The following is a 19,868-nucleotide window of genomic DNA, read 5'->3' as shown; positions in this document are numbered from 1 at the left end:
TACTCCCGCCTTACGCGATCGAGGTGATCTTGACGCGGGTCAGCTCAGCGCGGAAACCCTGACGCTTCTTGTACCCGGTCTTGTTCTTGAACTTCTGGATGACGACCTTCGGACCGCGGAGGTCCTCGAGCACCTGTGCGGTGACGGTGACGCCGGCGAGCTCGGAAGCGGCCGACGTGATCTTGTCACCGTCCACGAGGAGCACCGGCGCGAGGTCGATGTTGCCCTTGTCGTCGGCCTTGGCACGGTCGATCGTGAGGATGGTGCCGACCTCGACCTTCTCCTGACGGCCGCCGGCGCGCACTACTGCGTAAACCACGTGGAAATCCTTACGTACTCTGCTTGAGGGAAGTCTCGGGTGCCCACTTCTGCACGAGCGGCTCCCGGTAGGCCGGGCCCGATCGGCGACGCAGGCAGAACGGCCCGCTGACACCAGGGGTCGAGAATACTCGATCCCCCTAGGTCCGGTCAAACGGCGACACACGTACGATCGATCCGTGACCGTCCTGATCGACCCGCCGAGCTGGCCCGCGCACGACACGGTGTGGTCCCACCTGGTCAGCGACGCGTCGTACGACGAGCTCCACGCCTTCGCGCACCGTGCCGGGATCCCGCGTCGTGCGTTCGACCACGACCACTACGACGTGCCCCTCGCGCGCTACGACGAACTCGTCGCGGCCGGGGCCACCGCGGTGAGCGGTCGGGAGCTCGTGCTCCGGCTGATCGCGAGCGGGCTGCGGGTCGCGCAGCGCGACAAGCGCGCCGACTGAGACCGCGGGCCGGCACGCGGCGTCGGCCGGGAGGCGCGGCGCACCGCCGACACGTCGGTCCGGCTCCGCCTCGCCTCGTCTCGCCAACGGGTGCCGGGACGGGTGCGGATCTGTGCTCAGCGCGGTGCCGGCGGCTGCCAGGGCCGGGGCTGCTGCTCGGGCTGCGGCGCCCCGTGCTGCCCCTGCTCGGCCTGCGACGTCCCCTGCGGCCCCTGCGGCCCCTGCGCGGGGCCCTGGCCCCACGGGGCCTGCTGCGGCGTCTGCTGCCCCCGTACGGGCTGCTGCGGGTCCTGCTGCCCCCACGGCTGCTGCGGGTCCTGCTGCCCCCACGAGGGCTCCTGCGGCGCCTGCTGCGGCCACGCCGGGGTCCCGGGCTGCTCCGGCGCCTGCTGCACCCACGCCGGGGTCCCGGGCTGCGGCGGCGCCGGCTGCGACCACGTCTGCGCCCCGGGCTGCGGAGCGGGTCGATGGCCAGGCTGCGGCTGTCCCCACGCCTGGCCCGGCTGCTGCACCGTCGCCGACGGCACCGCGTCGGCGGGCCGCACCGTGCCAAGACGCCCCGAGCCACCACGCGCACCGGGACGAGCGCCTCCCGGGCGTCCGGTCCAGAGCCACGCGACGGTCGCGGTGCCGAGCAGCATGAGGGTGAACGGCACGCCGTTCGCCAGCGGGCCCGTGACGACGGCCGCGACGGTCCGGCCCCCCGCCCCGGGACGGCCGAGGTCGACCAGCGCGGTGGCCATCCCCACGAGCACGAGCGCCACGGTCCCGGCGGCGCCGGCGAGCAGCGCGCGGACCAGCACGGTCGGCAGCGGGCTGCGGCGGGCGATCGGCGTCAGGAACGCGAGCGCGAGGAAGGTGACCAGGTAGTACGGCAGCGGCGCGGTGAACACGCCCGTGACGAAGCTGCCGAGCAGGGACGCACCGGTGCCGGCGTTGCCGAACGGGTGCACCACGAGGGTCGTCCCGACCAGCGACGCCAGGCCCGAGACGAACTCGACGAGGACGATCGAGACGACCGCGATGAGCGCACTCGTGGTGTTCGCCACCGAGGCCCCGGGTGCGACGGCACGCCGCGGGTCACCGGCCGGACGACCCCGCCCGGTGGGCCCGGCGGGCATCCGGTCCCCCGGAGCGGGCTGTCCCCAGCCCGCTCCGTGGGACACGGCGTCGTGCTGCCGGCCGGGGCCCGCCGGGTCCGTCACGTCAGTTGCCCACGATCACGGCACCGGCGTCGGGCGTGTCGCCCGTGTCGGTGTCGGTGTCCGCGGTGGCCGGAGCGCTGATGCTCGGCGACGAGACCCGACGCGAGCGGGAGCGGCCCTGGCCGGGCTGCTTCGGCTCGGGGAGCGCCTGCAGCACCGAGTCGAGCAGGGACTCGGCGTCGCCGGTCACCGGTCGGGGCTCGCGCTTCGTGACGGCGACCGGGATGTCCAGGATCGCCACCGTGGTGTCGGCCGGCGTCACCGTGGCGCTCGAGCTCGCCCGACGACGAGCCGGGGCCTTGACGGGCTCGGCGGCGGCGGTCGGCGCGGAGGCCGAGGTGACCGGCGCGGGCGCCTGCTCGGCTGCCGGTGCCGCGGGCGTGGACTCGGACCGACCGGACGTGGCTGCCGGACGCTCCTCGGGCGCCGGGGTCTGCTCGGCGCCGACGGTCCCGCCTGCGCCGTTGCCACCGCGGCCACCGCGGCGACGACGACGCTTGCCGGACGGCTGCTCGCCGCCGTGCGCCTGGCCCTGCGACTGGTCGGCCTCGTCCGGTGCGGACACCGGGGTGGCGGTCGACGCGGGCGACGCCGGAGTCTCGGCTGCCGGTGCGGCCGCTCCCCCGCGGGGGTTCGCGATGCCGGTCCGGGGTGCGTCGGACTCCTCGTGGGGCAGCGTCGAGGCGGCGATGCGCGACAGGGCGTTCTTGACGTCCTCGGTGATCTGGTGCGCCGCGCCGCCACCGTTCGAGCCGGAGCCGTTCGACGAGCCGTTCGAGGACCCACCGTTCGACCCGTTGCCCGAGCCGTTGCCGCCGGTGCTCCGGGCCTTGCGACGGCCCTTGGTCGGACCGGGGTCGGCGTTGTTGTCGTTCACCTGCGCGTTGACCTCGTCGAGGGACTCGCGGAGGCCGACGCCGATCTTCTTGCGGGTCATCTGCACGAGGCCGAGCGAGGTGACCTCGGCGACCTGGTGCTTCGTCCGGTCGCGGCTCAGGCACTCGACCAGACGACGGAGGACCAGGTCGCGGTTCGACTCGAGCACCATGTCGATGAAGTCGACGACGATGATGCCGCCGATGTCGCGCAGACGCAGCTGGCGGACGAGCTCCTCGGCGGCCTCGAGGTTGTTCTTCGTGACGGTCTCCTCGAGGTTGCCGCCGGATCCGACGAACTTGCCCGTGTTGACGTCGACGACCGTCATCGCCTCGGTGCGGTCGATGACGAGCGAGCCACCCGACGGCAGCCACACCTTGCGGTCGAGCGCCTTGGCGATCTGCTCGTTGAGGCGGTACTCCTCGAAGGAGTCCGGGCCGTCGTACAGCTCGACGCGGTCCTTGAGGTCCGGCGCGACGGCGTCGAGGTAGTCCTCGATGACCCCGCGCGCGGCGTCGCCGTCGATGATGAGCTTCGTGAAGTCCTCGTTGAAGACGTCGCGGACGATCTTCACGAGCAGGTCGGGCTCGGAGTGCAGCATGACCGGCGCGTGGCCCCCGGCGACCTTCTTCTGGATCGCCTCCCACTGGCTGGTCAGGCGCTGCACGTCGCGGGTGAGCTGCTCCTCGGTCGCGCCCTCGGCGGCCGTGCGGACGATGACGCCGGCGTGCTCGGGCAGGACCTCCTTGAGGATCTTCTTCAGCCGGGCACGCTCGGTGTCGGGCAGCTTGCGCGAGATGCCGTTCATCGAGCCGTTCGGCACGTACACGAGGTAGCGGCCGGGCAGCGAGACCTGGCTGGTGAGCCGGGCACCCTTGTGGCCGACCGGGTCCTTCGTGACCTGCACGAGCACCTTGTCGCCCGGCTTGAGGGCGGCCTCGATGCGACGGCCGTGGTTGCCGGTGTCGACCGACGCCCAGTCGACCTCGCCCGCGTAGAGGACCGCGTTGCGCCCGCGGCCGATGTCGACGAACGCCGCCTCCATCGAGGGCAGCACGTTCTGGACCTTGCCCAGGTAGACGTTGCCGATGAGCGAGACGTTGTGCGACTTCGTGACGTAGTGCTCCGCGAGGACGTTGTCCTCGAGCACACCGATCTCGATCTTCGACGAGCTGGACCGCACGATCATCTGGCGGTCGACGCTCTCGCGGCGCGCGAGGAACTCGTCCTCGGTGATCACCTGGCGACGACGACCGGCGTCGCGACCGTCACGGCGACGCTGCTTCTTCGCCTCGAGGCGGGTCGAGCCCTTGATGCGCTGCGGCTCGGTGATGAGCTCCGGCTCGCGGCGGCGCGGCTCCTGGTGGTCGCGCGGCGCGCGCTGCTCGCGGTCGGCGCTCGTGCCACGACGGCGGGAGCGGCGACGGCCGCCGCCCTGCTCGTCGTCGTCCTCGTCGTCGTCGCGGTCGTCCCGCTCGTCGCGCGGGGCGCGGACGGGCACCTCCGGCAGCACCGGCGCGTGGAAGATCAGGCTGAGGGTGCTCGTGGCCCGCGGGACGAACGGCTCGTCGGACGCGTCGTCGGACGCGTCGGCCGTCTGCACGGCGGCGTCCGGACGGGAGGCGCGCCCCGCGTCGTCCGGCACGTCGCCCCCGGCGGTGGTCGGGTCGGCAGCGGTCGCACCTGCTTCGTCCTGCGTCCCGGCGGCCTGCGCCCCGTGCGCGTCGGCACCGGTGACGAGGGCGTCGACGCCGTCGCTGCCCACGCCGTCGGACGCCGCCCCGACGACCGGCAGGTCCCCGGTCAGCGTCGAGACGTCGTGCGGCTCACCGGACGCAGCGGCGACCGGGTCGACCGCGACCGGGACGGTCGTGCCGTCCTGCGCCACGACCGAGGACGGTGCCTCGGTCCCGTCCTGCACCGCTGCCGCGTCAGCGGCGGTGGTGTCGGGCGACGCGACGCGCTCGTCGGTCGCCGCGTCGGCGGGGAGGGTGACCCCGTCGGTGTCGGTCGTCGTCCGGTCGACGTCGCCACGGGCCTCCAGGCCGCCCGACCGCGCTCGGCGGCTGCCGAACAGGCGGCCGCGGCGCTTCGGCGTGGCGTCGTCGTTGGTCGTGTTGTCGGTGTTCTGCTCCACCATTGGTCTGGTGCACTCCTTGACCCCGCTCGCGCCCTGACGGGCGGCGGGAACTCTGCTCGTACCCTGTCGGGCACGGGAACCTTCGGTTGTGACGAGCGGCGTCCACGCCCCCGTCGTCGCTGTCTTGTGACCGGTGTCCGTCATCTTCGTACGGTCCGCGCCGGTTCCGCGGCGGACACCCGGTCCACGCGGATTCGGCGTCGGAGTGACGCACGTCCGGTCACGGTGCGCTCTCACCGCACCTGTTGCCCGGGCTGGGCCCGGGAAGCTCTGCTCGTCGCACGGTCGGACCGCGCGACTCGGCCATTGTCGCACGCCCTGCCAGGGAAGGGCCGGAACGGGCGTGCGAAGATGACGCGGTGAGCACGAGCGCAACCACGCACCGTCGTCCGATCGCGATGGCGGTCCTCCTCATCGTCACCGGCGCCGTCGCGCTGTACGCCGCCTTCCGCCTGGTGCTGGACGAGTTCCAGAAGTACGAGAACCCGCAGGCGGTCCTGAGCTGCGACGTCAGCCCGTTCGTGAACTGCTCGCAGGTCATGACGAGCTGGCAGGGGTCGCTGTTCGGCTTCCCGAACCCGCTCATCGGCGTGATGGGCTTCGTCGCGCCGATCGCGGTCGGCGTGATGCTGCTCGCCGGCATGCGGAACGGCCACCGGTGGTTCTGGATCACGTTCAACGCGGGCGTGTTCCTCGCCTGGGTGTTCGTCACCTGGCTGTTCACGCAGACCGTGTGGGTCATCGGCTACCTGTGCCCGTGGTGCCTGCTCGTCTGGTCGATGACCATCCCGATGTTCTGGGTCTTCACGATCTGGAACGCGGCCCAGGGGCGCTTCGGTGCAGGGCTGCAGCGCACGGGCCGGACCCTGCTGCCGTTCTCGTGGGCGTTCGTGCTCGCGAACTACGCGGTGGTCGTCGTCTGCATCCTGGTCGTCTTCCCCCGGGTGCTCAGCACGCTCTGACGGCTGCGACCGCGGTCGACGCGTCCGCTCGACGCACGACGCCCCCGCTCCCTGGTCGGGAGCGGGGGCGTCGTCGGTGGTGGGGCGTTACTTCGCCGCTGCCTCGATCGTCGAGACGACGTCGGTCAGGCTGTCCACGCGCTTGCCGTTGACGAGGATCGTCGGCGTCCCGAAGCCCTGCGGGCCCGCGACCGAGGAGTCCTGCAGGACCTCGTTCGTCGACTTCGTGACCCAGCCCTTGTAGTGCTCGCTGGACAGGCACTCGGAGATGTCGGAACCGGTGGCGCCGCCGGCCTTCACCAGGTCGGCGATCTCGGCGTTCGTCAGGCCCTTCGTGCCCTCCTCGGGCTGCTTCTCGAAGAACTGCTGCTGCACCGACAGGAACTTGTCCGGGGCGAAGTTCGCGACGCACATGGCGGCGTTCGCGGCACGGCTGGCGTAGCGCGAGCCGAGGTAGCTGCGGTCGAGGATCGACACGGGGTGCACCTCGAGGGTCGCCTTGCCGTCCTTGACCAGGTCGTTCACCTGGTCGCCGTAGGTGGTCTCGAACTGCTTGCACACCGGGCAGGCCCAGTCGACGTACTCGACGACCTTGACGGTGCCGTCGTCGTTCGCGGTGGCGACCGGCGACGGGGTGCCGTCGGCGGGGACGCCCTTCGTCGTGACCGGGGCCATCGCGCCGTTGCCGCCGGTGAACTGGATGCCGCCGGTGACCATGTTCTTCGGGCCAGCGGCCGAGGTGCTGCCGCCGCTGTTGACGTTCACCACGACGATGGCGACGATGGCCGCGACCGCCACGATGCCCAGGCCGATGCCGCCCTGGAGGAACCACTTGTTGCGGCGCTTGCGGCGCTTCTCGGCGTCGGCGCGCTGCCGGGCGACCTCACGCGCGTGCTGGCGCCGCTCGTTCTTGGTCGGTCGGTCGTTGTTCGTCACGTCGTCTCCCCGTCTCAGGCGAACCAGAGCGCGAGCTCGCGCGCGGCGGACTCGGGGCTGTCGGACCCGTGCACCAGGTTCTGCTGCACCTTGAGGCCCCAGTCGCGGCCGAGGTCGCCGCGGATGGTGCCGGGCGCGGCGGTGGTCGGGTCGGTGGTGCCGGCGAGCGAGCGGAAGCCCGCGATCGCGGCGTTGCCGGCGACGCGCACGGCGACGACCGGGCCGGACTGCATGAACTCGACGAGCGGCTCGAAGAACGGCTTGCCCTGGTGCTCCTCGTAGTGCTGGTCGAGCAGGTCGCGGGGCGCCGTCAGCATCTTCAGGTCGACGATCTCGTAGCCCTTGGCCTCGATCCGGCGGAGGATCTCACCGGTGAGCTGGCGGGCGACGCCGTCGGGCTTGACGAGGACGAGGGTCTCTTCGAGATCGGACACGCAGGTCTCCTGTTTCGTGGTCGATGTGGGGGTCAGCCCTCGCCCGCGGCGGCCCGGCGCGCGGCGTTCAGACGGTCGAGCTGACCGCCCTTGACGAAGCAGAAGACCCACAGCGCCAGGAACACCACCGCGACCGCGAACATGAACGGTTCGATGAAGCCGGTGGCGAGGATGGCCGCCTGCAGCAGCCACCCGAACACTACACCGGCGGGCTTGTCGGTCAGGCGTGAGGCGACTGTGAGGACGACGATGGCGGCGATGCCGCCGCCGAACGCCGCGAGCGGCGGGAGCGTGCCCTTGCCGTACACGACGAGCATCGGGAAGAAGAACATGATCGCCTCGAGCACGAGGGCGATCGACAGCAGGCTCTCCCGTGCTCCGCGGTCGCGTCGCGGCTTCCGCACGCGCGGCTGGCGACCCGGTCGGGAGGCCCGTGGTGCGTCCGTCACTTCGCCTCCCCCTCGGAGTGGACCAGGTCCATGACCGCGCCCACCATGACGACCGACCCGGCGACGAGCACGAGCGCGTCCTCGGCGTCCGCCTCGTCCGCGAGGTCGCGGGCTTCCCGCAGTGCCTGTGCGAGCGACGGCTCGACGACGACCCGGTCCTCGCCGACCTCGGCGACGACGACCCGGGCGAAGGCGTCCGCGTCGAGCGCGCGCTCCCCCGGCGGCTGCGTCACGACGAACGTCTGCACGGTGTCCCGGAGCGCGCGGACGAACCCGCGGGCGTCCTTGTCGGCGAGGATCCCGACGACGCCGACGACGTGCCCGGAGGGGAACGCGACGGGCAGCGCCGCGGCGAGTGCGCGGGCACCGTGCGGGTTGTGCGCGGCGTCGACCACGACGGTCGGCTCCTGCGCGATCGGCTGCAGACGGCCGGGGCTCGTCGTGCCGGCAAGGCCCTCGGACAGCACGTCCTCGTCGAGGGCCTGCGACCCGCGGCCGAGGAACGACTCGACCGCGGCGATCGCGACGGCGGCGTTCTGCGCCTGGTGGCGCCCGAAGAGCGGCAGGAACAGGTCGTCGTACCGGCCGGCGATGCCCTGCACGGTGACGAGCTGCCCGCCGACCGCCGGGGTCACGTCGAGCACCGAGAACCCGGTGCCCTCGACCGTGAGCGTCGACTCGGTGAGCTCGGCGGCGCGCTCGAGCTCGGCGATCGCCTCGGGCGCCTGCGCGCTCGACACGACCGCCGAGGACGGCTTGACGATGCCCGACTTGGTGCGGGCGATCTCAGCGACGGTGCCGCCGAGCTGCTTGGCGTGGTCGATCGCGATCGGGGTGATCACCTGGACCTGGCTCTGCACGACGTTCGTGGAGTCCCACTCGCCGCCCATGCCGACCTCGATCACGGCGACGTCGACGGGGGCCTCGGCGAAGCACGCGAGCGCCAGGACGGTCAGCGCCTCGAAGAAGGTCAGCGGCTGCTCGCCCTTCGCGGTGAGCTCGGCGTCGGTCATCTCGAGGATCGGGGTGATGTCGTCCCAGTTCTCGACGAAGCGCGCCGGCTCGATCGGCTCGCCGTCGATGACGATGCGCTCCCGGATCGACACCAGGTGCGGGCTCGTCATGAGCCCGGTGCGCAGGCCGTGGGCGCGGATGATGCTCTCGGTCATCCGGGCGGTCGAGGTCTTGCCGTTCGTGCCGGTGAGGTGGACGACCGGGTACGCGAGGTGCGGGTCGCCGAGGAGCTCGACCGCGCGCCGGGTGGCGTGCAGCCGGCGTTCCGGGGCCTGCTCGCCGATCCGGGCGTACAGGGCCGCCTCGACCCGCCGGACCTCGTCGTCGTCCCCGCCGTAGGGCAGGGCGGCGCCGGGGGCCTGGTCGCCCGCTGGGCCGACCGGGATCGCGACGCCGTCGGCGCCGCCGTCGGCGACGGAGCCGTCGGCGTGCCCGCCGGACCCGTCGGACTCGTCGTGACGATCGTCGTCGTGCTCGTCGTCGTACTGGTCGTCGTACTGGTCGCTGTCGTACTGGTTGCTGTCGCTCATGCGCGTGCCACCTCCACGGACACCTTCGCTGCGGCACCGACGTCGGTGCCCTCGCCGTCGGCGAAGGCACGTTCGGCCACGTGCACGGTCGTCGCGAGGGTCTCCCCCGCGATGAGTTCCTGGTGCGCCCGGACCGCGGCACCCGCGGTCGCGTCGACACCGAGCGTCAGGGTGATGCGGTCGCTGACGTCGAGGTCGGCGTCGCGACGGGCCTGCTGCACGGCGCGGACGACGTCGCGTGCGAGCCCCTCGGCCTCGAGCTCCGGCGTCGTCACGGTGTCGAGCACCGCGAATCCGCCGCCGTCGAGGAACGCCACCGCGACGGAGTCGTCCGCCACGGTGAGGTCGAGCGAGTACTCGCCCTCGACCAGGTCGACACCGCCGACGGTGACGCCGGTGTCGGTCGCGACCCAGTCACCGCGCTTGGCGGCCGGGATGACCTGCTGCACCTGCCCGCCGATGCGGGGACCGGCGGCGCGGGCGTTGACGGTGAGCTTCCGCTCGATCCCGTACCGGCCGAGCGAGGACTCCTCCTGCTGCTCGAGGACGACGCGCTTGACGTTGAGCTCGTCGCGCAGGATGTCGGCGAAGGCCGCGATCGCGTCCGGGTCCGGCACCACGAGGGTGAGCGTCGCGAGGGGCAGCCGCACGCGCTTGCCGGTCGCCTTGCGGAGCGCGAGGCCCTTCGACGCGACGTCACGGACGCGGTCCATCGCCGCGACCAGGGCGTCGGCGGCGGGGAACTCGGCGGCGTCCGGGAAGTCCTCGAGGTGCACGCTGCGCCCACCGGTCAGGCCCTTCCAGACCTCCTCGGTGACGAGCGGTGCGAGCGGTGCGGCGACGCGGGTGAGCGTCTCGAGCACGGTGTACAGCGTGTCGAACGCCGCCTGCGCCTCGGGCGAGGAGCCGGCACCGAGCCAGAACTTGTCGCGGGAGCGCCGGACGTACCAGTTCGTCAGGACGTCGGCGAAGTCACGCACGGCCTGCGCCGCGAGCGGGGTGTCGAGCGCGTCGAGGTGCGTCGTGACGTCCTCGACGAGCACACGGGTCTTCGCGAGCAGGTACCGGTCGAGCACGTCGGTGCTGTCGGTGCGCCGCGTTGCCTGGTACCCCGACTCCCCCGAGGCGTTCGCGTACAGGGTGAAGAAGTAGTAGGTCGACCAGAGCGGCAGCAGGAACTCGCGGACGCCCTGGCGGATGCCCTCCTCGGTGACGACGAGGTTGCCGCCGCGGATCACCGACGACGACATGAGGAACCAGCGCATGGCGTCGGCGCCGTCGCGGTCGAACACCTCGGACACGTCCGGGTAGTTCCGCAGGCTCTTCGACATCTTCTGGCCGTCCGAGCCGAGGACGATGCCGTGGCTGATGACGTTCCGGAACGCCGGGCGGTCGAACAGCGCGGTGGACAGCGCGTGCATGACATAGAACCAGCCGCGGGTCTGCCCGATGTACTCGACGATGAAGTCGGCCGGGCTGTGGCTGTCGAACCACTCGCGGTTCTCGAACGGGTAGTGCACCTGAGCGTACGGCATCGAGCCCGAGTCGAACCACACGTCGAACACGTCGGTGATCCGGCGCATGGTCGACCGCCCGGTCGGGTCGTCGGGGTTCGGTCGGGTCAGCTCGTCGATGAACGGGCGGTGCAGGTCGACCTCGCCCTCCGCGTTCAGCGGGAGCCGACCGAAGTCGCGCTCGATCTCCGCGAGCGAGCCGTAGACGTCCTGGCGCGGGTACGCCGGGTCGTCCGAGACCCAGACCGGGATCGGCGTGCCGAAGTAGCGGTTGCGCGACACCGACCAGTCGATGGCGTTGCCGACCCACTTGCCGAACTGGCCGTCCTTGACGTTGTCCGGCACCCAGTTGACGTCCTGGTTCAGCTCGCCCATGCGGTCGCGGAACGCCGTGACGCGGACGAACCACGACGAGACGGCCTTGTAGATGAGCGGCTTGCGGCAGCGCCAGCAGTGCGGGTAGCTGTGCTCGTACGAGGCCTGGCGGAGCAGACGACCGGCCTCGCGCACGGCCTTGGTCAGCGGCTTGTTCGCATCGGACCAGAGCATGCCGGCGACCTCGCCGAACCGCGACGTGAAGACGCCGCCCTCGTCGAGCGAGAGCACCACGGGGATGCCCGCCGCGGCGCAGACCTCCTGGTCGTCGGCGCCGTACGCCGGGGCCTGGTGCACGATGCCCGTGCCCTCGCCCGTCTCGACGTAGTCGGCGACGAGGATCCGCCAGGCGTGCTCGTAGCCCTCCTGGTCGGCGAGGTGGTCGAACAGGCGCTCGTAGGCGACGCCGTCGAGCTCGGCGCCGGCGACCGTGCGGAGCACGGCGGCGAGCGCGTCGTCGGCCGACTCGTAGCCGAGGTCCTTCGCGTGCGCGGCCACGGTGTCGGACGCGAGCAGGTACCGGGCGGAACCGGCGTCGCCACCGTCAGCCGCGCCTCCCGGCCCGGCCGGCACGACCGCGTAGGCGATCTCCGGACCGACCGCGAGCGCGGCGTTCGTCGGCAGCGTCCAGGGGGTCGTCGTCCAGGCGAGTGCCCGCACGCCGGCCAGGTCGAGCGCCTCGGCGCGGTCCCCGCGCAGCGGGAACGTGACCGTCACCGACTGGTCCTGCCGCATCTGGTAGACGTCGTCGTCCATGCGGAGCTCGTGGTTCGACAGCGGCGTCTGGTCGTTCCAGCAGTAGGGCAGCACGCGGAAGCCCTCGTACGCGAGGCCCTTGTCCCAGAGCTGCTTCCACGCCCACAGCACGCTCTCCATGAAGGTGACGTCGAGCGTCTTGTAGTCGTCCTCGAAGTCGACCCAGCGCGCCTGACGGGTGACGTACGCCTGCCACTCGTCGGTGTAGCGGAGCACCGACTGCTTGGCCGCGGCGTTGAAGACGTCCACGCCCATCTCGTCGATCTCGCGCTTCTCGGTGATCCCGAGCTGCCGCATCGCCTCGAGCTCGGCGGGGAGCCCGTGGGTGTCCCAGCCGAACCGGCGGTGCACCTGCTTGCCGCGCATGGTCTGGTAGCGCGGGAAGACGTCCTTGGCGTACCCGGTCAGCAGGTGCCCGTAGTGCGGCAGGCCGTTCGCGAAGGGCGGGCCGTCGTAGAACGTCCACTCGGTGCAGCCCTCGCGCTGGTCGATGGACGCCTGGAACGTGTCGTCGCGCTTCCAGAACGCGAGGATCCCCTGCTCGACGGCGGGGAAGGACGGCGACGGGGTGACGCCGGCCGCGCTCGTGTCGTCAGCGGGTCGGTTCAGTGGGTAACGCACCGGGGGCTCCTGTGGTCGGACGGAACTGGGGGTTCGGTCGATCTCCACGAGGACGGAAGCACTGCTCCGCGGTACCACCTCGTTTGCCGTCGGTGCTGGTGCTGCCGACGACCGCTCGTTGTCCGGGTGCGGTGCGGCCCGGTCCGCCCGGTTCTACTGACGGCCGTGCTGCTGCCGCGTTCTTCCGGAGGCTCACCGGTGATGGCCGGTTCGACGCCTGTCCGGGCGAGTCTACCGGACGCCGAGCATGCTGGAGGGATGCCCGAACCTGAGAAGCAGGACCGTCCGGAGTCCCTGCTCACCGTCGTCATCGCCTTCGCCGCCAACCTGCTCGTCGCCGTCGCCAAGACGATCGCGTCCGTGCTCACCGGGTCGGCGTCGATGACCGCGGAGGCCGCACACTCGTGGGCCGACACCGGCAACGAGGTCTTCCTGCTCGTCGCCGAACGGCGCGGTGCGAAGCAGCGCGACACGAAGCACCCGCTCGGGTACGGCCGGGAGACGTACATCTGGTCGATGTTCGCCGCGTTCGGCCTGTTCACCGCCGGGGCCGTCGTGTCGATCTGGCACGGGATCACCGAGCTCGGCGAGACCGGGCCCGCCGAGGACGTCGTCCTCAACTACGTCGTGCTCGGCATCGCGTTCGTGCTCGAGGGCACGAGCTTCGTGCAGGCCTACCGGCAGGCGCACGGTGCCGCGACGAAGCGCCGGGTGCCCGTGCTCCGCCACGTGCTGCAGTCGTCGAACCCCACGCTCCGGGCCGTCTTCGCCGAGGACGCCGCGGCGCTGGTCGGGCTCGTGATCGCGTTCCTCGGCGTGCTCCTGCACCAGCTCACCGGACTGGCGGTGTTCGACGCCGTCGGGTCGATCGCGGTCGGGGTCCTGCTCGGTGTCGTCGCGATCGTGCTCATCGAGCGCAACCGCCGGTTCCTGCTCGGCGAGGCGACCTCCCCCGAGCTCGAGGACGCCGTGCTCACCGAGCTGCTGCGGCGCGACGAGGTGGAGCGGGTCACCTACCTGCACCTGGAGTTCGTCGGGCCCTCGCGGGTGTTCCTGGTCGCGGCCGTCGACCTGGAGGGCAACGAGGACGAGGAGCACGTCGCGGTGCGGCTGCGTCGTGTCGAGGCGTCCCTCGAGACGAGCGAGTACATCGAGGAGGCGATCCTCACGCTGTCGCTGCCCGGCGACGAGTCCCTCGCGGGGAGGAACCGTGGACCGGTGGCCGCGACCGTGCGGGACGGCACGGCGGAGGACGTCGCCGCGGGCGGTGCGGGGACGCTGCGGACCGAGTGACGACCGGCGACCGCGGCCCGGGTGGTCGGCGGTCCGTCCGACCTTCCGACCGTCCGAGCCGGCTACCGGCCCCCGCGGCTCAGCGCGCGTCGAGGCCCGCGGCCACCGGGGTGAGCGCCGCCCCGACGTACTCGACGAGCGGGCGGCGGGCGACCCCGTCCGCGACCCAGACCCCGAACGCCGCCGCGGCAGCGCCGAGCATCGCGCCCGAGACGGTCTGCGGCCAGAGCGACGCCGGGTGCTCCCCCGTGCGTCCCCCGACGAACGCGGCGACGGCCGCGTGCTGCGCCGTGACCCGGGCAGCCACGCTCGCGACGAGCTCGTCGCCGATGCCCATCACCTCGGCCTGCGCGATCGCCCACGGCACCCGCTCCGGGTCGTGGGCCCGTGCGGTCGCGAGCAGCGCCTGCTCCACGGCCCGCACGGCCGATGGCTCGGTCGACGCGGCGAGGTGCGAGGGCAGCGACGCGACCGCGGCGTCGAGCTCGAGCCAGAGCACGTCGGACTTCGACGCGAAGTAGTTGAAGAACGTGGCGCGGCTCACCCCGGCGCGGGCCGCGACGTGGTCGACCGTGGTCCGCGCGTAGCCCTGCTCGAGGAACAGCTCGGCGGCCGCGTCGGCGAGGACCTCGGCGCTGGAGCGTCGGGGGCGGCCACCACGGCGCATCGTCTCGTCCATGCGCTCATTCAACCGCTAGACTCGGGCAGCCATGATCTTGGACCGAGTACAGAAAACCCGTCTGCGCGCCACGAGCAGCCTCGCGGGAGCCGCCGCCCTCCTCCTCGCCCTGACCGCCTGCACCGGCGGCGGCGCGGCGACCTCGGCCAGCACGCCGCAGACCGGCGGGACCCTGACGTACGCGTCCGGCGACGCCGAGCCGACCTGCCTCGACCCGCACGTCGGTGGCAACTACCCGCAGGCCCTGCTGTCGACGCAGTTCGTCGAGGGGCTCACCGCGCTCGACGACGGCAGGCCCGTCCCGGCCCTCGCCCGGTCGTGGACCACGAGCGACGACGGCACGACGATGACGTTCGACCTGCGCGACGACGTCACGTTCTCCGACGGCACGCCGTTCGACGCGGCGGCGGTCGTCGCCAACATCGAGCACGTGCAGGACCCGGCGACCGCGTCGAGCACCGGCTACCTGGCGCTGCAGTCGATCACGAAGGCCACCGCGACCGACGACCACACGGTCACGCTCACCCTGAGCCGGCCGGACAGCGCGCTGCTCGAGTCCTTCGCGCAGCCGTGGGTCGGCATGGAGTCGCCGAAGGCCCTGCAGCGTCCGCAGGCGACGAACTGCGAGTCGCCGGTCGGCACCGGCCCGTTCGCCGTCACGGCGTGGCAGCACGGCGACCGGGTCACCCTGCGGAAGAACGACCGGTACACGCCGCTGACCGGCTCGACGAAGCCGCGCCTCGACGGCATCACGTGGCGCTTCCTGCCCGACTCGACCTCGCGCTACGCCGCGCTGCAGTCCGGGCAGGTCGACGTGGTCGACAACGCCCAGCCGGACCAGCTGAAGGCCGCCTCGGCGAAGGGCGCGATCCGCGACCTCGACGCCCCGCGCCCCGGCGCGTCGAACCGTCTCGAGCTGAACTCCGGCCACGGCGTCTTCCGCGACGAGGCCGTCCGCAAGGCGTTCATCGCGGGCGCCCAGCTCGACCCGGGCCTGCGCAGCCTGTTCCTCGGCACCGCGGAGCGCTCGTACTCGGTGCTGTCCAGCGTCGAGCCGTACGCCTCCTCCGACCCGAGCCTGTTCCGGTACTCGCCGACGAAGGCGAAGGAGCTCCTCGACGAGGCCGGCTGGAAGGTCGGCAGCGACGGCGTGCGCGAGAAGGACGGACAGCGCCTCACCGTCACCTTCCCGGTGTCGACGAACCAGTCGGTCCCGGCCGAGCGCAGCCTGTTCCAGCAGGTCCAGGCGTCCGAGAAGGCCGTCGGGTTCGACGTCCGGATCGAGGAGCTCGACCTGTCCAGCTGGTACGCGGCCCTCGCGGGGAACCAGTACGACGTGGTCAGCGCCCCGTACACGAAGGTCGGCGCGGACGTCCTCCGCATCCTGTACGACAGCGCGAGCATCGAACCGGCACCGTCCGGCTACTTCGCGAACCTCGCGCAGCTCGACGACCCCGAGGTCGACCGACTCGTCGAGCAGGCCGCACGGACGTCGGACACCGCGGAGCGCGGCAAGCTCTACGAGCAGGCACAGCGGCGCATCCTCGCGAGCGGCACGGTGCTGCCCCTGTACGACCAGCAGAACCACTTCCTGTACCGCTCCGCGGTGCACGGCATCCGCACCACGGCCGTCTCGACGCCGTGGTTCGGCACCGCGTGGATCGACCGCTGACGCGGTCAGCGGCCGGGAGGCCCGTCCCGCGTCGGGAGCGCGGCGGGCTGCCCGCCGGGTGGTCGGGTTGGTCGCTGTGGGGACTCCGTCGCGCGGCCGGCGGTGTCGGGGTGCTCTGGGCCGTCGCGACGATCGTCTTCGTGGCGATCCGGCTGATCCCGGGTGACCCGGCACTGGCGATCCTCGGCGGTCCGGGCTCGCAGGCCTCGGCCGAGGCCGTCGCCCGGGTCCGCCAGGACTACGGTCTCGACCAGCCCGTGCTCGTGCAGTACGCGGTGTTCCTCGGCCGGCTCGCGACCGGGCACCTCGGGGACTCGTACGCGTTCCGCACGCCCGTGGCGGGGCTGCTCGCGCAGCAGCTGCCGGTCACCCTGACCCTGGCGGTCGCGGGACTCGTCGTCGCCTGGGTCCTCGCGATCGGTGCGGCCTGGTGGTCGACGCAGCGCGGACGGGTCGCCGCGGCGCTCACCGGCGCGATCACCGTGACGGCGAGCGTCGTGCCGCACTTCTGGCTCGGCAGCGTGCTCATCGTGGTCTTCGCGAGCGGTCTCGGGTGGGTGCCGGCGGTGTCGGACGGCACCCTCGCCGGCTGGGTGCTGCCGGTGCTGACCGTCGCGGTGCCCGTCGCCGGCTACCTGGCCGAGACGGTGCGCGACGGGGTCGTCGACGCCCAGCGCTCCGCGTTCGCCCTCGCGGCGCGCGGTCGCGGCGAGTCGCCCGCGGGCCTGTTCGGCCGCCACCTGCTCCGGCACGCGGCCCTGCCCGGCATCGCCCTGTCCGCGTGGGCGTTCGGCTCGCTCGTGTCGGGCGCGGTCGTCGTCGAGTCGGTGTTCGCGCTCCCGGGCGTCGGACGCGCCCTCGTCGGTGCCGTGACCCAGCGCGACATGCCGCTCGTGACCGGGATCGCCCTCGTGTCCGCGGCGGCCTACGTCGTCGTGCTCGCCGTGGCCGACCTCGTCGAGCGGGTCGTCGATCCCCGGGGCGGGACGGCGGAACGGTCCCGGGCGGGCCGCCGTCGCGGCGCACCGCGCCCGACGCACACCGGGGCGGGCGCACGGTGAGCGGCATCGTCGACCCGCGCCTCCCGGCCGACACCCGTGACGGCGGCCGTGTCCGCCGGTCCGAGCGATCTCGTGGGGGGACGCTCGGACCGGTCGGCACGGCCGCCGCGGCGGTGGTGCTGCTGGCGGTCGTCGCGGCGGCGTGGCCGGCGCTGCTCGGCGGCGGCGACCCGCTCGCCGTGCACCCGGAGGTGGCGCTGCAGGCGCCGTCGTGGACGCACCCGTTCGGCACGGACGAGTCCGGGCGGGACGTCCTCGGTCGGGTCGTCGCGGGCACGCGGGCGTCGCTCGTCGTCGGTGTCCTGGCCACCCTGGTCGGCGGCGCGGTCGGCGTGGTGCTCGGCACCGCGGCGGGCCTGGGCGGCCGGGTGGTCGACGCCGTCGTCGGGCGGGTCACCGAGGTGGCGTTCGCGCTGCCGCTGCTCCTCGTCGCCCTCGTCGTGATCGCGGTCACGGGACCCGGGCCGGTCCCGGCGACGCTCGCCGTCGGCTTCGCGACCGCACCCGGGTACGCCCGGATCGTCCGCGGGCTCGTCCGGACGGCCCGGCGGTCGCAGGTCGTCGAGACCGCGGTGCTGCAGGGCCGCCGACCCGCGCTGATCACCGTCCGCCACGTCCTGCCCGCCGCGCTCTGGCCGGTCGTCGCCGTCGCCACGCTCGGCGTCGGACAGGCCGTGGTGTGGGCCTCCGCGCTGAGCTACCTCGGCGTCGGCACCCCGCCGCCCGCACCCGAGTGGGGCGCGATGCTCGCCGACGGTCGGACCTACCTGCTCACCGCGCCGTGGACGAGCACGTTCCCCGGTCTGGCGATCGTCGTGCTCGCCACCTCGGTCACGGTGCTCGGACGCGCGGTGCGACGGAGCGGAGCCGTGCGGTGAGCGTGCTGCAGGTCGAGGGCCTGACCGTCCGGGCCGGGGACACGACCCTCGTGCACGACGTGTCGTTCACGGTCGAGCCCGGCGAGTGCGTCGCCCTCGTCGGCGCGTCCGGTTCCGGCAAGACCCTGACCGCGCGGGCCGTGCTCGGGCTCTCGGCCGCCGGGCTCACGGTCGACGCCGCGGCCCTCCGGCTCGACGGGCGCGACGTCCGCGGACTGTCCGAGCGGCGGTGGCGGTCGGTGCGCGGCGCCCTCGTCGGCTACGTCGGCCAGGAGGCGCTCGGTGCCCTCGACCCGCTCCGACCGGTCGGCCGCGAGGTCGCCGACGCCCTGCGGCTGCACACCCGGACGACCGCTGCGGAACGGGTCGACGCCGTCCGCGCTGCGCTGACCGCGGTCGGCCTCGACCCGGACCTCGCGACCGACGGACGACTGGCCGACACGCTGTCCGGCGGGATGCGCCAGCGTGCGCTCATCGCCGCGGCGACCGTCGCCTCCCCCGCCCTCGTCGTGGCGGACGAACCGACCACGGCACTCGACGCGGCCGTCGCGGTCACCGTGATGGAGCAGCTCCGGGCGGCGCAGGAGCGCGGGGCCGGACTGCTCGTCATCACGCACGACCTCGGGCTCGTCGCCGGGTGGGCGGACCGCGTCGTCGTCGTCGACGGGGGCACGGTCGTCGAACAGGGGCCGGTCGAGCGGGTGTTCGCCGTGCCCGGGCACCCGGCGACCCGGGCGCTCGTCCGGGCCGCCCGCGCCGGCGTCGAGCGGACCGCCCGCCCCGACGACCGGGCGGCCTCGGGCACCCGCGACCGGTCGGCCGACGCGGACGCACCCGCCCTGCTCGCCGCGGACGGCCTGTGCCGCACCTTCGCCGGGGTGCCCGCCGTCGACGACGTCTCCCTCGCGGTGCGGCCCGGCCGCGTGCTCGGGGTGATCGGCGCCTCGGGCTCGGGCAAGACGACGATCGCGCGGATGCTGCTCGGACTCGAGGACCCCGACGCCGGGACGGTCACGCTCGACGGCGGCGCGTGGGCACCGCTGCCGGAACGCGACCGCCGGGCACGACGACACCGGGTGGCGGCCGTCGTGCAGGACCCGGGCGCCACCTTCGACGAGCGCTGGACCGTCGAGCGCGTGCTCGCCGACGCACTGTCCGACGGCCGGGAGCGCCGCGCGCGCGGTCCGCTCGCCGACCGGGTGGACGACGCGCTCCGGCAGGTCGGGCTCGACCCGGCGCTCCGACCGCGCTCCCCCCGCACCCTGTCGGGCGGACAACGGCAGCGCCTGGCGATCGCACGAGCGCTCGCGACCGAACCCGAGGTGGTCGTGCTCGACGAGCCCGTGACCGCCCTCGACGCGACCGTGCAGGACGCGGTCCTGACGCTGCTCGAACGGCTCCGGGACGCGACCGGCGTGGCGATGGTGTTCGTGTCGCACGACCTGCGCGCCGTGCGACGGACGGCCGACGAGGTGCTCGTCGTGCACCGGGGGCGCGTGGTCGAGCACGGCCCCGCGGCCCGGGTGTTCGACGCACCGGAGCACCCCGAGACCGTGCGGCTGCTGCGCGCCGCCGAGCGGCTCGCCGCCGGCCCCGCCTGACCGGCGGACGCGGGCACGGCCGCAGCCGCGTCCGCGTCCGGCGCCACCGGTGGCGCGGCGCCACCACGGACCGGGCGCCACGACGGCCGGGAGGCGCGGTGC

At 73.2% G+C, this 19,868-nt stretch carries 16 protein-coding genes; 7 read left to right on the top strand and 9 right to left on the bottom strand.

Features of this window, described 5'->3' with window-relative positions; translation table 11 throughout:
• Window positions 1–10: 10 nt before the first annotated feature.
• The gene (gene rplU, locus QOL15_RS05465; RefSeq protein ID WP_065960233.1) at window positions 11–319 is read right to left on the bottom strand and encodes a 50S ribosomal protein L21; all 309 of its coding nucleotides are present in this window, start codon (window positions 317–319) and stop codon (window positions 11–13) included.
• Window positions 320–497: 178 nt separating this feature from the next.
• On the opposite strand from rplU, the gene QOL15_RS05460 reads away from it, so the two are divergent.
• Window positions 498–770: a DUF4031 domain-containing protein gene (locus QOL15_RS05460; protein WP_065960231.1), complete on the top strand. Its 273-nt coding sequence runs from the start codon at window positions 498–500 to the stop codon at window positions 768–770.
• A gap of 116 nt (window positions 771–886) precedes the next feature.
• Here the strand turns inward: QOL15_RS05460 and QOL15_RS05455 are convergent, their stop codons facing one another.
• Both QOL15_RS05455 and QOL15_RS05450 read right to left on the bottom strand, forming a co-directional pair.
• Window positions 887–1,819, bottom strand: a complete 933-nt coding sequence (locus QOL15_RS05455) for a hypothetical protein (protein ID WP_305405529.1) — start codon at window positions 1,817–1,819, stop codon at window positions 887–889.
• A 157-nt stretch (window positions 1,820–1,976) separates the two neighbouring features.
• Entirely contained in the window at window positions 1,977–4,991 is a 3,015-nt protein-coding gene (locus QOL15_RS05450; RefSeq protein ID WP_071245825.1) for an Rne/Rng family ribonuclease, read from the bottom strand.
• Between the two features lie 359 nt (window positions 4,992–5,350).
• Here QOL15_RS05450 and QOL15_RS05445 point away from each other — a divergent pair, with 359 nt between their 5' ends.
• Window positions 5,351–5,953 carry a vitamin K epoxide reductase family protein gene (locus tag QOL15_RS05445; RefSeq protein ID WP_253181549.1) on the top strand — a complete coding sequence of 201 codons (603 nt, stop codon included), beginning with the start codon at window positions 5,351–5,353 and terminating at the stop codon, window positions 5,951–5,953.
• An 87-nt stretch (window positions 5,954–6,040) separates the two neighbouring features.
• Here QOL15_RS05445 and QOL15_RS05440 read toward each other — a convergent pair whose 3' ends face one another.
• Genes QOL15_RS05440 through ileS form a run of 5 tightly spaced genes read right to left on the bottom strand, consistent with a single transcriptional unit; the run spans window position 6,041 to window position 12,582 of the window.
• The gene (locus tag QOL15_RS05440; RefSeq protein WP_083393843.1) at window positions 6,041–6,889 is read right to left on the bottom strand and encodes a thioredoxin domain-containing protein; all 849 of its coding nucleotides are present in this window, start codon (window positions 6,887–6,889) and stop codon (window positions 6,041–6,043) included.
• A gap of 14 nt (window positions 6,890–6,903) precedes the next feature.
• Window positions 6,904–7,323: a nucleoside-diphosphate kinase gene (gene ndk, locus QOL15_RS05435; RefSeq protein ID WP_065960223.1), complete on the bottom strand. Its 420-nt coding sequence runs from the start codon at window positions 7,321–7,323 to the stop codon at window positions 6,904–6,906.
• Between the two features lie 32 nt (window positions 7,324–7,355).
• Window positions 7,356–7,772: a DUF4233 domain-containing protein gene (locus QOL15_RS05430; RefSeq protein WP_065960221.1), complete on the bottom strand. Its 417-nt coding sequence runs from the start codon at window positions 7,770–7,772 to the stop codon at window positions 7,356–7,358.
• A complete protein-coding gene (locus QOL15_RS05425; RefSeq protein ID WP_175473796.1) occupies window positions 7,769–9,316 on the bottom strand; it encodes a folylpolyglutamate synthase/dihydrofolate synthase family protein in 1,548 nt (515 codons plus the stop codon). The genes QOL15_RS05430 and QOL15_RS05425 overlap by 4 nt, the downstream gene beginning before the upstream one ends.
• Complete coding sequence (gene ileS, locus QOL15_RS05420; protein ID WP_071245822.1) at window positions 9,313–12,582, bottom strand: isoleucine--tRNA ligase; 3,270 nt, start codon at window positions 12,580–12,582, stop codon at window positions 9,313–9,315. The genes QOL15_RS05425 and ileS overlap by 4 nt, the downstream gene beginning before the upstream one ends.
• Before the next feature lie 258 nt (window positions 12,583–12,840).
• On the opposite strand from ileS, the gene QOL15_RS05415 reads away from it, so the two are divergent.
• Window positions 12,841–13,875 carry a cation diffusion facilitator family transporter gene (locus QOL15_RS05415; RefSeq protein WP_071245821.1) on the top strand — a complete coding sequence of 345 codons (1,035 nt, stop codon included), beginning with the start codon at window positions 12,841–12,843 and terminating at the stop codon, window positions 13,873–13,875.
• A gap of 79 nt (window positions 13,876–13,954) precedes the next feature.
• Here the strand turns inward: QOL15_RS05415 and QOL15_RS05410 are convergent, their stop codons facing one another.
• Complete coding sequence (locus tag QOL15_RS05410; protein WP_071245819.1) at window positions 13,955–14,554, bottom strand: TetR/AcrR family transcriptional regulator; 600 nt, start codon at window positions 14,552–14,554, stop codon at window positions 13,955–13,957.
• A gap of 31 nt (window positions 14,555–14,585) precedes the next feature.
• Between QOL15_RS05410 and QOL15_RS05405 the strand changes: the two genes are divergently transcribed.
• From QOL15_RS05405 to QOL15_RS05390, 4 genes are all read left to right on the top strand, one after another.
• The gene (locus QOL15_RS05405) at window positions 14,586–16,226 is read left to right on the top strand and encodes an ABC transporter substrate-binding protein (RefSeq protein WP_071245817.1); all 1,641 of its coding nucleotides are present in this window, start codon (window positions 14,586–14,588) and stop codon (window positions 16,224–16,226) included.
• 140 nt (window positions 16,227–16,366) lie between these two features.
• Window positions 16,367–17,287, top strand: a complete 921-nt coding sequence (locus tag QOL15_RS05400; protein WP_254784076.1) for an ABC transporter permease — start codon at window positions 16,367–16,369, stop codon at window positions 17,285–17,287.
• A complete protein-coding gene (locus QOL15_RS05395) occupies window positions 17,284–18,165 on the top strand; it encodes an ABC transporter permease (protein ID WP_083393841.1) in 882 nt (293 codons plus the stop codon). The genes QOL15_RS05400 and QOL15_RS05395 overlap by 4 nt, the downstream gene beginning before the upstream one ends.
• Complete coding sequence (locus QOL15_RS05390; protein WP_071245815.1) at window positions 18,162–19,766, top strand: ABC transporter ATP-binding protein; 1,605 nt, start codon at window positions 18,162–18,164, stop codon at window positions 19,764–19,766. Before QOL15_RS05395 ends, QOL15_RS05390 begins: the two co-directional genes overlap by 4 nt.
• The last annotated feature ends 102 nt before the right edge of the window (window positions 19,767–19,868 follow it).

It is taken from the genome of Curtobacterium sp. MCBA15_012 (assembly GCF_001864935.2).
GTDB lineage: Bacteria > Actinomycetota > Actinomycetes > Actinomycetales > Microbacteriaceae > Curtobacterium.
Note: the sequence above shows the minus strand (reverse complement) of the source record. Positions and strands in the feature narration are given on the sequence as shown.